Below are 13,956 nucleotides of genomic sequence, written 5' to 3'. Positions count from 1 at the left end.
GCACCGTCTGTGACAGTTGTCCGCGAAGATAAGAACGGAACAAAAGCATCAGCGACATACACCCCAACAGTAACTCCTGTTAAACCAACTGCTGAAGATGCAACATCAACTGACAAACAAGGTCAAGAACAAACAGGTAAACCTAACTTTACAGAAGGTAACCCAAGCGTACCAATGGATGATGATGTTCCAGCAACATTTGAAGATGGATCAACAACTAAGACAATTCCAGGTGAAGGTACATACAAAGTAGCACCAGATGGAACAGTAACATTTGTTCCAGAAAAATCATTCACAGGTAAAGGAACAGGTGTGACTGTTAAACGTGTTGACAAGAACGGTACGCCAGTAACGGCTAAGTACACCCCAACTGTAACTCCAGTAACACCAACAGCAACTCCGGCTGAATCAGAAGCACCTCAAGGTGTGGTTCAAACTGGTACTGTAACCTTCACAGAAGGTGATCCAGTTGCACCAATCGACAAAGATACCATTACTCTTCTTGACGAAAATGGTCAACCTGCTGCTTCTGTAGATGCTAAATCTCCAAGTGGTGAAGTTATTGGTACTTTCACAGTTGATAAAGAAACAGGTGTTGTAACCTTTACACCAACTGATAAGTCATACTCAGGTGAAGTAGTTCCAGTTAAAGTTCAAGCTAAGGATGCCAACGGCACTCCAGCTGAAACAACATACACACCTAAGATTACTCCAGTTGTTCCAACAGCTGATCCTACAACATCTACTGATATTCAAGGTCAAACACAAACAGGTAAACCAACATTCACACCAGGTAACCCAGATGTACCGATGGATGATGATACACCTGCAACCTTCGAAGATGGTTCAACAACTAAGGTAATTCCAGGCGAAGGAACATACACAGTAGCTCCAGACGGAACAGTTACATTTGTACCAGAAAAATCATTCACAGGAACAGGAACAGGCGTGACTGTTAAACGTGTAGACAAGAATGGTACACCAGTTACAGCTAAGTACACACCAACTGTAACTCCAGTAACACCAACAGCGGAACCAGCAACATCAACAGATATTCAAGGTCAAACACAAACAGGTAAACCTAACTTTACAGAAGGTAACCCAAGTGTACCAATGGATGATGATACGCCAGCAACCTTCGAAGATGGTTCAACAACTAAGGTAATTCCAGGTGAGGGAACTTACACAGTAGCCCCAGACGGAACAGTTACATTTGTACCAGAAAAATCATTCACAGGAACAGGAACAGGCGTGACTGTTAAACGTGTAGACAAGAATGGTACACCAGTTACAGCTAAGTACACACCAACTGTAACTCCAGTAACACCAACAGCGGAACCTGTTACATCTATTGGACCAAAAGGTAAAGAACAATCTGGCAAACCAACATTCAAGGAAGGCGATAGCCGTGTGCCTATGAATGATGATGTTCCAGCTACATTTGAAGATGGTTCAACAACTAAGACTGTTGAAGGAGTCGGTACATACACAGTAGCTCCAGATGGAACAGTAACCTTTAAACCAGAACCAGAATTTACTGGAACTGCTCCATCAGTGACAGTTGTGCGTGAAGATATGAACGGAACAAAAGCTTCTGCAACATACACCCCAACTGTAACCCCAGTTACTACGTTTGTAGACAAAGATGGTAAACCAATTCCAGGTAACCCAACAGAAGACGGTGAACAACCTAAGAAAGATATCCCAGGTTACCGCTTCGTAGAGACTAAGAAACTTCCAAACGGTGACACAGAACATGTCTACGAAAAAGTGAAGACTAGTCACAAGGATAAAGACGGAAATGAAATTCCAGGATATCCAACCGAGGATGGAGAACAACCTAAGAAAGATATTCCAGGATACCGCTTCGTAGAGACTAAGAAATTGCCAAACGGCGATACAGAACATGTCTACGAAAAGATCACAACAACTCATGTTGACGAAAACGGAAACCCAATTCCAGGATATCCAACCGAGGATGGAGAACAACCTAAGAAAGATATTCCAGGTTACGAGTTTGTGAAGACAGTTGTCGATAAAGATGGTAATGTCCAACACATTTACAAGAAGAAAGTGACACCAACGCCAACGCCATCACCAACTCCAGCGCCAGCGCCAGCACCAGCGCCAACGCCATCACCAGCGCCAGCGCCAACGCCAGCACCAGCGCCAACTCCAGCGCCAGCGCCAACTCCAGCACCAACTCCAAAACCAGCATCAGTGCCAGTTAAACCAACTACACCAGCTCCAGTAGCTCATACAGTAGAAACTAAGGAAGATGCTCCTCAATTGCCAAATACTGGTACTGAAGATCATGCTAGCCTTGCTGCTCTTGGTTTAGTAGGTGTCTTGAGTGGATTTGGACTTATCGCGCGTAAAAAGAAAGAAGACTAATCTGACTTTTAAAGAAGGGAAATAGTTAACTTTCTACTTAAAAACTAGTACATTTAATGATGTACTAGTTTTTTTATCTTTATAAACGTAAAGTTTGATTCTAACTTGTTTTAAGGTTGGAACTATGCTACAATCATCTAAAATAGACAAGAAAGTAATCACATGAAAACAGAATACCAAAAAATGATTGCAGGGGAACCCTACCATCCCTTTGATCCAGAACTTCGTGCTCTGGCACAAACAGCACGTCAAAAACAGGCAACTTTTAATGAGGAAGTGGACCCAGTGAAAGGGATGGGAATCATCAAAGGATGGTTTGGTTCTACTGGTGAAAATCTCTATATCAATACTCGTTTGATGGTGGATTATGGAGTTAATATCCACTTGGGAGAAAATTTTTATTCCAATTGGAATTTGACCATGTTGGATGTTTGTCCTATTACCATTGGCGACAATGCTATGATTGGTCCTAACTGCCAATTTTTAACACCCCTTCATCCACTGAATCCAGATGAACGGAATTCAGGTTTAGAATTTGGGAAACCAATTACAATTGGCAAGAACTTCTGGGCAGGTGGTGGAGTTATAGTCCTTCCAGGTGTTACACTAGGTGATAACGTTGTTGCAGGAGCAGGAGCTGTCATTACTAAATCTTTTGGGGATAATGTAGTTCTGGCAGGCAACCCAGCACGAGTTATCAAAGAAATTCCAGTCAAAGAAAATTAAAAGAACAGCGAAATGCTGTTCTTTTTTGTACCATAAGCAATGATTGTTAATGAAGTTCGGATGGGGTTAAGAAAACTTTCAGAAAAAGTTTAGGCTTATTTTAGGAAAGTCACGTAGACTAAGAGCATGTAAAATGAAAGTCGAGGAAACGAGCATGAAAGCAAAAAAATGGACATTCTTATTAACGAGTATAGCAACTCTAGCACTAGTGACAGCTTGTACCCAGTCAACTTCAAATACAACAGCTAGCAATACTGCGACAACGAAAACGACATCAACTACAGATGCTAAGAAAACTAACTATTTCACAGACAAGGACTATAATACTTCCTATGATGAAAAGACAGCAGCAACTGTAACTTTGTCAGGATCAACGGCGAAGGTATCAGGTGACGGAGTTGCCGTATCAGGATCTACCGTTACAATCTCTAAGTCAGGTATCTATGTGATCTCTGGTCAATCTGATGGAGTTCAAATTAAGATCGAAGCTGGAAATTCTGATGATGTACATATCGTACTAAACGGCGCTACCATGACCAATGCCAATGCACCTATTTCTGCAACATCGGCTGGTCATGTTTACCTAACTCTAGCAGATGGTACAACCAATAGCCTGTCAGATTCTGCTTCTAATAGTGATGAAAAAGCTGACGCGGCCCTCTTCTCTAAAGTGGACTTGACCATCAACGGTAAAGGAACTCTCAATGTAGATGGTAAGAAAAACAATGGTATTAAGGCCAACGATACACTTCACATCACAGGTGGAACCTACAATATAACAGCAGTCGGAGACGCTTTTAATGTCAATGATGAACTCAATATTACTGGCACAACCATGACTATCGATGCCAAGGAAGACGGAGTTAAGGTCGACAATGATGAGGACACATCTGTAGGAACCATGTATCTCTCTGATAATACCATCACTGTTACTGCAGGGGACGATGGTATCCACGCATCAGGTGATTTGGTTATTGATAGTGGTACCTATACCGTTAAGAATTCTACAGAAGGGCTTGAAGGTAAGTCAATCACTATCAACGGTGGAGACATCACCATCTATTCAACAGATGATGGTGTCAATGCGGCCAACAAAAATGCCCAACAAAGTGAAATCTTCTTTACTATGAATGGTGGGAACTTGACGGTTGAAGTTGGTCAAGGGGATACAGATCCAATTGACTCAAACGGTAATATCACAGTCAATGGCGGAACCATCAAAATGACTGGTCAAACTGGTTTTGACTTTGATGGAACAGCGACCTACACAGGTGGAGACATCTATCTCAATGGTGAAAAACAAACTGAGATTGTCAATTCGATGCCTGGTGGAGGTGGCCCTCAAGGAAATGGAGGTCCTGGTGGACGACCATAAAAAAATCTCCTTTCTCGAAAGAGAAGGGAGATTTTCTTATGTTATTAGGACGAAAAAGAATTATTCTCCGTCTTTTTTAAAGATGTTTTTTACGCCAGATACTGCACCTTCGACAGCTTCTTTTGCATCTTCAGCAACTTCTTTAGCTTTTGAAGCTACCTTTTCTGCAGCTCCTTCTGCTTGAGTTTTTGTATCGCCAGTTAGTTTACCAAAACCTTCTTTAACAGAACCTTTAGCTTGGTTGAATTTTTCTTCGATTGACATGGGGGATACCTCCGTTAATTTTTGTATTATCTAAATTACATCAGATACTAATTTAAGTATATACCCTTTTATGCTAAAAAGCAAAAAACTGATACGAAAAGCATCAGTTTATTTTTTTAATAGGTTACAACATTCAATTGACCTTTATCATATTCAGCAATAAAGATATTAGAGACTTCTTCAAAACCTTCTTGTTTTAACTCATCCATTAACCACTCTTCAGTTTTGCCAATGGTTTCTAGGATTTCAACTTGGACAACACCGTCTGTGATGACTGGGTACTTAGGATTTTCGTCACCCATTCTTACGACAATTAGTTGTCCGTTTTGCTCAATCACAGCTCTCTTGACATCCTTTAATTGAAAGATTCCTTGAGCGCGCAATTTAAGAGCAACATCAGCAGCAGCTAGACCTTTTGAGCGACAGGCTTCTGGATCTAATGTTCCATTTTTAATGATAATCGTAGGTTTTCCGTCAATCAGATGTTTAATGAAGGAAACATTGGTATTCAACCATTTGAGGAGTAAAATGAGAATAGTCCAAATAATGAGGATAACAATGTATTGGATGATGGTGATAGAACTATTGTAGATAACCCCACCGATAATACCCCCGAGAACAAAGTTCTGGATTTGATCTACTGCAGAACTTGGTGCTAAATTTCCTTTACCTGTTACGTTAATAACAAAAACAAGAGAAAGTAGCCCCAAGGCTAATTTAATTACAATCGTAGCAAAAAAGCTTATCATTTTTCAACCTCCACGAGTTCAACATCTGATTTATAGAGTTCCATTTTTTCTAATAAATAGCTATCTTGGTCAGTCCCGCTAATGGCACGATAAAAATTGTTGCCAACCTTAATAATCGCCCCATCAGTCACTGCTGATGTGTTGACATAAACATTTTTCTTATCAACACCTAACTCTTTTGATACAATTTCGATGAAGTGCAAGGAACTACGAAATTGATTATCATTGGATTGGTTGTTTTGAAGATTCGTAATGCTAATCAATACAAAAGCAATTAACGTCAAAATAGAAATGAGCGATAATTCACGGAACTTACTCCCTCTTTTATCTTTGAAAGCCTTAAATGCAAAGAATCCAGTCACAATCACTAAGAGCGTCGACACAATAATCATGACCCAATCCTGTTGACTGATTTGGCTTAGAACATAGTCGTATGAATAGAATTTCATAAGAACCTCCCTTTTTCAAATTCAATCTATTATAAACTAATTCCTAAGTTTTAGCAATTTTGTTAGTAGAGGAAAAAGCATTTAATGGTTGTTTACTACTTAAGGTAGGTTTTTCTGATTTGACTTAGCCTCCCGTCTTGACTTTCGTTTGGCTTTTGTTATAATAGTAAAAATTTAGAGGAGGTATTCTATGATTCAAAAACATGCTATTCCTATTTTAGAGTTTGACGATAATCCTCAGGCAGTCATCATGCCCAATCACGAAGGATTAGATTTACAATTGCCAAAGAAGTGCATCTATGCATTTTTGGAGGAGGAGATTGACCACTATGCTCAGGAAGTAGGGGCGGATTGTGTTGGTGAGTTCGTTTCTGCCACCAAGACTTATCCAGTCTATGTCATGGACTACAAAGGCGAAAAAGTTTGTCTAGCCCAAGCTCCTGTCGGTTCTGCTCCAGCGGCCCAGTTTATGGATTGGTTGATTGGCTACGGTGTGGAGAAAATCATCTCTACTGGTACTTGTGGAGTCCTAGCCGATATTGAGGAAAATGCCTTTCTCGTCCCTGTTCGCGCTCTGCGAGATGAGGGTGCCAGCTACCACTATGCAGCGCCTTCTCGTTATATGGAGATGCAGACTGAGGCTATCTCTGCCATTGAGCAAGTCTTGGAACAAAGAGGCATTCCTTACGAGGAGGTTATGACCTGGTCGACAGACGGTTTTTACCGAGAAACAGCTGAAAAAGTGGCCTATCGTAAGGAAGAAGGCTGTGCAGTTGTGGAGATGGAGTGTGCAGCTCTTGCGGCAGTAGCCCAACTACGTGGGGTTGTCTGGGGAGAGCTGCTCTTTACCGCAGATTCCTTGGCAGATCTAGATAACTACGACAGTCGTGACTGGGGGGCAGAAGCTTTTGGCAAGGCCTTAGAAGTCTGTCTTGAAATCGTTAGTCATATGTGACTGCTTTAACTATTTTATGGTACAATGTAGCTATGTTATTCAAATCATTTTCGGAAAAAATAAACACGACCTTGGGGCGTTTATCACCTGCTCGTCGAATTTTTTTGAGTTTTGCTTTGGTTATTTTCGCAGGCTCTCTTCTTTTGAGTCTGCCATTTGTGCAAGCAACAAGCTCTCAAGCGACCTATTTCGACCATCTCTTTACAGCAGTATCCATGGTCTGTGTGACAGGACTCTTTACTCAACCAGTAGCTACCACATATAACATCTGGGGTCAGTTAATCTGTATGTTTTTGATCCAGATTGGTGGTTTGGGTCTCATGACCTTTATAGGGATCTTTTATATTCAAAGTAAGCAAAAGCTAAGTCTTCGTAGCCGTGAAACAATTTTGGAGAGCTTTAGTTATGGAGAAACTCAGTCTTTAATGGTTTTCATACGTTCGATTTTCTTGACGACTTTTATCGTTGAAGGACTCGGAGCCTTCCTGTTAAGTTTTCGTTTTGTTCCAGAATTTGGTTGGGGCCGGGGGATTTTTACCTCTATCTTCGTAGCTATTTCAGCTTTCTGTAATGCTGGATTTGATAATTTTGGAAGCACAAGTTTAGTAGCTTTTCAAACTGATCCTTTGATTAATCTAGTGCTTGCTGCTTTGATCATCACAGGTGGTCTAGGGTTCATGGTTTGGTTTGACCTGGCCACGCAGTTGAGCAAGAAAAAACGGCGGCTTCGCTTCCATACCAAGTTGGTTCTCTTCTTGACAGCTGGAATTTTATTTACTGGAACAGTTTCAACCCTCTTGATAGAGTGGAACAATCCGGGAACGATTGGCAATCTCAGCATCCCTGATAAATTGCTAGTCAGTTTTTTCCAAACAGTTAGCATGAGAACGGCAGGTTTTGCTTCTATTGATTACACCCAGGCTCGGCCTGTTACTTTGCTGATTTATATCTTACAAATGTTTCTCGGTGGGGCGCCTGGTGGAACAGCCGGGGGGCTTAAAATCACAACCTTCTTTGTATTATTGGTCTTTGCACGCAGTGAACTTTTAGGATTACCCCATGCCAATGTAGCTCGGAGAACAATTTTACCTCGGACAGTCCAAAAATCATTCAGTGTCTTTATTATCTTCTTGATAACTTTTTTATCAGGTTTAATCTTAGTAGGAATAACAGCTGAGGGGAATCCGCGCTTTATCTACATCATGTTCGAAACGATTTCTGCCCTTGCTACGGTCGGAGTAACTGCAAATTTGACACCAGAGTTAGGCAAATTAGCTCTTAGCATTGTCATGCTATTGATGTTTATCGGACGAATTGGGCCACTGACACTATTAGTTAGTTTGGCTGAGTATCAACCAGATAAGAAAGATATGATCCACTATATGAAAGCAGATATTACGATAGGATAAGAAAGGATAAACTATGTCAGATCGGACAATTGGAATTTTAGGTTTGGGTATTTTTGGGAGTAGTGTACTTACCGCTCTCGCTCAGCATGATATAAATATTATCGCCATTGACGACCATGAGGAACGAATCAATCAGTTCGAACCAGTCTTGGTACGTGGAGTTGTTGGAGATATAACAGATGAAGAGCTCTTGCTCTCAGCAGGAATTGATACCTGCGATACAGTTGTGGTGGCAACTGGGGAAAATTTAGAATCTAGTGTGCTTGCAGTCATGCATTGCAAGAGTCTAGGAGTACCAACTGTTATTGCTAAGGTTAAAAGCCATACAGCAAAAAAAGTCCTTGAAAAAATTGGCGCAGATTCAGTTATTTCACCAGAATATGAGATGGGTCGTTCGTTGGCGCAGACTATTCTGTTTAATAATAGCGTAGATGTCTTTCAGTTGGACAAAAATGTCTCGATAGTCGAAATGAAAATTCCACGGTCGTGGGCAGGTAAGAGTCTAAGTGAACTTGATCTTCGAGGACAATACAATCTCAATATTCTTGGTTTTCGTGACTATGAAAATGCTCCTTTGGATGTTCAATTTGGGCCGAATGATCAATTGAAAGCTGATGGCTATATGATGGCAGTAATCAATAACCAATATTTGGATAATCTAGCACACCTCAATGATTAAAAGAGAAATGACCATTCTTTTTCTAGTGACTATTGAGTCAATATAAGTATTTTATAAGAAGGATTTAAGAAAAATTTTAACTTTTTCTTAATCCTTTTTAATTTTAGGAGATTATACTAGAGTCATCAAAAAAAGAAAATTCTAAGGAGAATCCTATGAAATTCAATCCAAATCAGAGATATACTCGTTGGTCTATTCGCCGCCTCAGTGTAGGTGTTGCCTCAGTTGTTGTGGCTAGTGGCTTCTTTGTCCTAGTCGGTCAACCAAGTTCTGCACGTGCTGATGTCGTCAATCCGACTCCTGCTCAAGTCGTGCCAAACGACGCCTCGGTGAGTGAAAAGGGCGACTTACCAGTAGAGGTTCTCAAAAAAGCAGTCTATGTAGCTCTTCCTTCAGAACAGTCTATTCCAACACCTCAAGCAAGTGTGGACACCACAAGCTCTTCAGAAAAAGCGGACGAAACTGCTAAAGAGCCAGTAGTAGCACCAAAAGAAGAAGTGCAAGCACAACCTGACTCTAAGAAACAAACAGAAGATGCAGTTAAACCTGTGGAAGGTCCCACGTCTACAGTTTCTGGACAAGACCGCGAAGCCAGTGAAGCGCAACCAGCGACTGCTCCAGCTGAAGTGCAAAAAGGTGTGGCTGATAACACCAAAGACACAGTAGATGTCCCAGCTAGCTACCTTGACAAAGCTAATTTTCCAGGTCCATTTACAGCTGGTGTCAACCAAGTTATTCCATATGAATTCTTCGCTGGTGATGGGATGTTGACTCGCCTTATCTTGAAAGCGTCCGATAAGGCTCCGTGGTCAGACAATGGTTCAGCTAAAAATCCCGCTCTCTCACCGGTAGAGAAATTGAGCAAAGGCCTTTACTTCTATGAAGTAGACTTGGCAGGTACTCAAGGTAAATCTGACAAAGAGCTACTTGACCTCTTGAAACAAAATGGAACGCAAAGTTATAAAGCTACTATTAAAGTGTACGGTGCGAAAGACGGCAAAGCTGACTTAACAAATCTTGTGGCGACTAAGGATTTGGATGTTAATTTGAATGGCTTGACCACTCCAGCTGAAGTGCAAAAAGGTGTGGCTGACAATACTAAAGACACAGTAGATGTCCCAGCTAGCTACCTTGACAAAGCTAATTTCCCAGGTCCATTTACAGCCGGCGTCAATCAAGTCATTCCATATGAGTTCTTTGCTGGTGATGGTATGTTGACTCGCCTTATCTTGAAAGCGTCCGATAAAGCTCCATGGTCAGACAACGGAACGGCTAAAAATCCTGCTCTCCCACCAGTAGAGAAATTGGGCAAAGGCCTTTACTTCTACGAAGTAGACTTGGCTGGAACCCAAGGTAAATCAGATAAAGAGCTTCTTGACTTCTTGAAACAAAATGGAACTCAAAGTTATAAAGCTACTATTAAAGTGTACGGTGTGAAAGATGGCAAGGCCGATTTGACTAACCTAGTAGCGACTAAAGATTTGACTGTTAATTTGAATGGCTTGACCACACCAAATCAGGTTAAAGAGTCTGTTGTTAACAATGTCAAAGACATGATTGATGTTCCAGCTAGCTACCTTGATAAGGCTAAGGTTCCTGGACCTTTCTTGGCCGGTGTCAACCAAGTTATACCATACGAAGCTTTTGGTGGAGATGGTATGTTGACTCGCCTCTTGTTAAAAACCTCAGACAAAGCCCCTTGGTCAGACAATGGAATGGATAAAAATCCTGCTTTATTGCCACTTGAAGGCTTGGCTAAAGGCCAATATTTCTACGAAGTGGATTTGAATGGCAATACGGTTGGCAAAGATGGTCAGGCCTTGCTGGAGCAACTTCGAGCTAACGGAACCCATACATATTCAGCTACTATTAAAGTCTATGGCTCTAAAGATGGCAAACCTGATTTGACCAATCTGATTGCTACTCGTCAAGTAACGATTCAGCTTCGTGGAAAAGAAATGGCGACAATACCATCTCAACAAGGTCAGATGAATACGAAGCCTTCTGAAACAGGCTCTACAGGTACGACTGATGGTATGATGGGTACAAATCACCATATGTCAGATATGAAAGTAGATCAAACAGCTTCTAGCCCAATGGCTAATATGATGAAAAAAGATGATAAAGCGATGCTACCAAATACTGGTGAAGCTCAAACGGCTACAGCTGGACTTGGAATCCTTGGCCTAGCCTTGGCAGGTTTTGTTGGATTTTTGGGTTGGAAAACCAAAAGAGAAGATTAAGGTTCAAATCATTTAAACATTACGGAAAATAGTGTTATACTAAAGCAAGTATAACACTGTTTTTGTCAAAGGAGTGTCAGATGAAAAAGACAATTTTGTTGGTTGATGATGAGATAGATATTCTAGATATTCAAAATCGCTATCTTTTACAGGCAGGTTACGATGTTTTAGTTGCCCATGACGGTAAGGAAGGATTAGAACTTTTTAGAAAAAAATCTATCGATCTCATTATCACAGATATCATGATGCCTAATATGGACGGTTATGATTTCATCAGCGAAGTTCAGTATATTGCCCCTGATCAACCCTTTCTCTTTACAACTGCTAAGACAAGCGAACAGGATAAGATTTATGGATTAAGTTTGGGGGCGGATGATTTTATAGCTAAACCGTTTAGCCCACGGGAATTGGTTTTGAGAGTGAATAATATCTTGCGCCGTCTTAGTCGTGGCGGAGAGACCGAGCAGATTGAGTTTGGTGACTTAGTGATCAACCATGTGACTCATGAGGTTCGCATTGGAGAACAGCCTTTGGAATTGACAGTGAAATCTTTTGAACTTCTATGGATATTAGCCAGCAATCCTGAGAGAGTCTTTTCAAAGACTGAACTTTACGAGAAGGTATGGCAGGAGGACTATGTGGATGATACCAATACACTCAATGTTCATATCCATGCTTTGAGACAAGAGTTGAGTAAGTATACGAATTTAAACACTCCTGCTATCAAAACTGTTTGGGGATTGGGCTATAAGATGGAAAGACCGAGAGGTAAAAAATGAAATTAAAAAGCTATATTTTAGTGGGGTATCTAGTTTCGACTTTACTAACGATTTTGGTCGTTTTCTGGGCAGTCCAACGAATGTTGATTGAGAAAAGTGAAATTTACTTTCTGGTTGGAATGACCTTGATTGCAAGTTTCATTGGCGCTGCAGTGAGCATCTTTCTTTTGTCGCCTGTGTTCTCTTCTCTGAAACATTTGAAAAAACAAGCTCAGAATATAGCTGGCAAAGATTTCAGCACAGAAATTGAAACCAAAGGGCCGATAGAATTTCAAGAGTTAGGCCAGGCTTTTAATGACATGTCCCACAATTTACAAGATACCTTTCAATCACTTGATGAGAGTGAGCAAGAAAAGAGAATGATGATTGCACAGCTCTCTCACGATATTAAAACTCCCATTACCTCCATTCAGGTTACTGTGGAAGGAATTCTAGATGGAGTAATCAAGGAAGAGGAACGAATCCATTACTTAACCACGATTGGTCGCCAAACCGAGCGTTTAAACAAGCTAGTCGAGGAGTTGAATGTTTTAACTCTTAACGCTCAGCCTCAAGATATAGCTGACGAAGAAGACGAAGATGTGTTTTTAGATCAGCTGTTGATTGAGTCGATGAGTGAATTTCAACTTCAGATTGAGCAAGAGGAGCGAGATGTCTACATTCAAGTAAAGCCTGAGTCTGCGAAAATCAAGAGTTATTATGACAAACTCTCTCGTATTCTAGTCAATTTGTTAAACAATGCATTTAAATATTCAGAACCTGGAACTAGGATTGAAGTTCTTGCTCAATTAACAGAAGAAGAGCTCACAATAAGTGTGAAAGACGAGGGTCAAGGTATTCTTCCTGAAGATTTGGAAAAAATTTTTAACCGACTGTATCGTGTAGAAACGTCACGTAATATGAAGACAGGTGGTCATGGATTAGGACTTGCGATTGCGCGAGAACTAGCTCATCAACTAGGTGGTGAAATAACAGCAGAAAGCCAGCATGGAATAGGAAGTACGTTTACATTTCATCTTAATTTGAAATAAAACTAAAAACTTTCTCTTTACAAATGTAGTATTTCATGGTAAAATAGCCTTTGTGTGAAATAGCAGCAGGAAAGCATGAAGCTCGTCAACAGGTGTCTTATAACAAGTAACCTTGGCTGTTTAGGCGAAGGGCATCTGCACGAATCAGGGCTTTCTAAGTGACTATTTCCGCCGAAATTATATCTATATTAGGAGGACATACACATGTCACGTTATACAGGACCATCTTGGAAACAAGCTCGTCGCCTTGGCCTTTCACTTACAGGTACAGGTAAAGAATTGGCACGTCGTAACTACGTACCAGGACAACACGGACCAAACAACCGTTCTAAATTGTCAGAATACGGTTTGCAATTGGCTGAAAAACAAAAACTTCGTTTCACTTACGGAGTAGGCGAAAAACAATTCCGTAACTTGTTCGTACAAGCTACAAAAATCAAGGGCGGAATCCTAGGTTTCAACTTCATGCTTCTTTTGGAACGTCGTTTGGATAACGTAGTTTACCGTCTTGGTCTTGCGACTACTCGTCGTCAAGCTCGTCAATTCGTAAACCACGGTCACATCCTTGTTGACGGAAAACGTGTTGATATCCCATCATACCGCGTAACTCCAGGTCAAGTAATCTCAGTTCGCGAAAAATCATTGAAAGTTCCAGCAATCCTTGAAGCAGTTGAAGCTACTCTTGGACGTCCAGCATTCGTATCATTCGATGCTGAAAAATTGGAAGGTTCATTGACTCGTTTGCCAGAACGTGATGAGATCAACCCAGAAATCAACGAAGCACTTATCGTTGAATTCTACAACAAAATGCTTTAATTTTAAGAAATATCTTACGAAAAGCCTACAACAGTGGGCTTTTTTCTTTGTAAAAAACAAAAAAATAAGAAAAATTTATCTCAAGTT

Annotated in this window: 13 protein-coding genes; 10 read left to right on the top strand and 3 right to left on the bottom strand. The window is 40.8% G+C overall.

Annotation, left to right across the window (positions count from 1 at the left end):
- The 3 genes from NML75_RS08645 to NML75_RS08635 all read left to right on the top strand — a co-directional run.
- Nucleotides 1-2,394: LPXTG cell wall anchor domain-containing protein (locus tag NML75_RS08645; RefSeq protein WP_254804378.1), on the top strand; the 2,394-nt coding region annotated here is incomplete at its 5' end.
- Between the two features lie 162 nt (nt 2,395-2,556).
- Entirely contained in the window at nt 2,557-3,120 is a 564-nt protein-coding gene (locus tag NML75_RS08640; protein ID WP_006153993.1) for a sugar O-acetyltransferase, read from the top strand.
- 154 nt (nt 3,121-3,274) lie between these two features.
- Entirely contained in the window at nt 3,275-4,495 is a 1,221-nt protein-coding gene (locus NML75_RS08635; RefSeq protein ID WP_070678262.1) for a carbohydrate-binding domain-containing protein, read from the top strand.
- A gap of 60 nt (nt 4,496-4,555) precedes the next feature.
- Here the strand turns inward: NML75_RS08635 and NML75_RS08630 are convergent, their stop codons facing one another.
- The 3 genes from NML75_RS08630 to NML75_RS08620 form a co-directional block, all read right to left on the bottom strand.
- Nucleotides 4,556-4,759: a CsbD family protein gene (locus tag NML75_RS08630; RefSeq protein WP_000020982.1), complete on the bottom strand. Its 204-nt coding sequence runs from the start codon at nt 4,757-4,759 to the stop codon at nt 4,556-4,558.
- Between the two features lie 116 nt (nt 4,760-4,875).
- On the bottom strand, nt 4,876-5,508 hold the full coding sequence (locus NML75_RS08625) for a DUF421 domain-containing protein (RefSeq protein ID WP_254804377.1): 633 nt from the start codon (nt 5,506-5,508) through the stop codon (nt 4,876-4,878).
- Nucleotides 5,505-5,957, bottom strand: coding sequence for a DUF3290 family protein (locus NML75_RS08620; RefSeq protein WP_006154032.1), 453 nt, complete (start codon nt 5,955-5,957; stop codon nt 5,505-5,507). Before NML75_RS08620 ends, NML75_RS08625 begins: the two co-directional genes overlap by 4 nt.
- 190 nt (nt 5,958-6,147) lie before the next feature.
- Between NML75_RS08620 and NML75_RS08615 the strand changes: the two genes are divergently transcribed.
- The 7 genes from NML75_RS08615 (at nt 6,148) to rpsD (ending at nt 13,869) form a co-directional block, all read left to right on the top strand.
- Entirely contained in the window at nt 6,148-6,912 is a 765-nt protein-coding gene (locus tag NML75_RS08615) for a nucleoside phosphorylase (protein WP_074324951.1), read from the top strand.
- A gap of 32 nt (nt 6,913-6,944) precedes the next feature.
- Nucleotides 6,945-8,321 carry a TrkH family potassium uptake protein gene (locus tag NML75_RS08610; protein WP_254804376.1) on the top strand — a complete coding sequence of 459 codons (1,377 nt, stop codon included), beginning with the start codon at nt 6,945-6,947 and terminating at the stop codon, nt 8,319-8,321.
- A gap of 13 nt (nt 8,322-8,334) precedes the next feature.
- Nucleotides 8,335-9,000, top strand: coding sequence for a potassium channel family protein (locus tag NML75_RS08605; protein ID WP_254804375.1), 666 nt, complete (start codon nt 8,335-8,337; stop codon nt 8,998-9,000).
- A 155-nt stretch (nt 9,001-9,155) separates the two neighbouring features.
- Nucleotides 9,156-11,243, top strand: coding sequence for an SSURE domain-containing protein (locus tag NML75_RS08600; protein WP_254804374.1), 2,088 nt, complete (start codon nt 9,156-9,158; stop codon nt 11,241-11,243).
- Nucleotides 11,244-11,323: 80 nt separating this feature from the next.
- Complete coding sequence (locus tag NML75_RS08595) at nt 11,324-12,022, top strand: response regulator transcription factor (protein ID WP_061428507.1); 699 nt, start codon at nt 11,324-11,326, stop codon at nt 12,020-12,022.
- On the top strand, nt 12,019-13,053 hold the full coding sequence (locus NML75_RS08590; RefSeq protein ID WP_254804373.1) for a sensor histidine kinase: 1,035 nt from the start codon (nt 12,019-12,021) through the stop codon (nt 13,051-13,053). The genes NML75_RS08595 and NML75_RS08590 overlap by 4 nt, the downstream gene beginning before the upstream one ends.
- A gap of 204 nt (nt 13,054-13,257) precedes the next feature.
- Nucleotides 13,258-13,869 carry a 30S ribosomal protein S4 gene (gene rpsD, locus NML75_RS08585; protein WP_004253981.1) on the top strand — a complete coding sequence of 204 codons (612 nt, stop codon included), beginning with the start codon at nt 13,258-13,260 and terminating at the stop codon, nt 13,867-13,869.
- The last annotated feature ends 87 nt before the right edge of the window (nt 13,870-13,956 follow it).

The organism is Streptococcus sp. CF4-3 (assembly GCF_024295385.1).
Lineage (GTDB): Bacteria > Bacillota > Bacilli > Lactobacillales > Streptococcaceae > Streptococcus > Streptococcus infantis_I.
Note: the sequence above shows the minus strand (reverse complement) of the source record. Positions and strands in the feature narration are given on the sequence as shown.

Coding starts and splice junctions, on each gene's coding strand:
- NML75_RS08595 (WP_061428507.1), top strand. CDS start 11,324: ATGAAAAAGACAATTTTGTTGGTTGATGATGAGATAGATATTCTAGAT.
- rpsD (WP_004253981.1), top strand. CDS start 13,258: ATGTCACGTTATACAGGACCATCTTGGAAACAAGCTCGTCGCCTTGGC.
- NML75_RS08610 (WP_254804376.1), top strand. CDS start 6,945: ATGTTATTCAAATCATTTTCGGAAAAAATAAACACGACCTTGGGGCGT.
- NML75_RS08635 (WP_070678262.1), top strand. CDS start 3,275: ATGAAAGCAAAAAAATGGACATTCTTATTAACGAGTATAGCAACTCTA.
- NML75_RS08600 (WP_254804374.1), top strand. CDS start 9,156: ATGAAATTCAATCCAAATCAGAGATATACTCGTTGGTCTATTCGCCGC.
- NML75_RS08590 (WP_254804373.1), top strand. CDS start 12,019: ATGAAATTAAAAAGCTATATTTTAGTGGGGTATCTAGTTTCGACTTTA.
- NML75_RS08630 (WP_000020982.1), bottom strand. CDS start 4,759: ATGTCAATCGAAGAAAAATTCAACCAAGCTAAAGGTTCTGTTAAAGAA.
- NML75_RS08625 (WP_254804377.1), bottom strand. CDS start 5,508: ATGATAAGCTTTTTTGCTACGATTGTAATTAAATTAGCCTTGGGGCTA.
- NML75_RS08605 (WP_254804375.1), top strand. CDS start 8,335: ATGTCAGATCGGACAATTGGAATTTTAGGTTTGGGTATTTTTGGGAGT.
- NML75_RS08620 (WP_006154032.1), bottom strand. CDS start 5,957: ATGAAATTCTATTCATACGACTATGTTCTAAGCCAAATCAGTCAACAG.
- NML75_RS08640 (WP_006153993.1), top strand. CDS start 2,557: ATGAAAACAGAATACCAAAAAATGATTGCAGGGGAACCCTACCATCCC.
- NML75_RS08615 (WP_074324951.1), top strand. CDS start 6,148: ATGATTCAAAAACATGCTATTCCTATTTTAGAGTTTGACGATAATCCT.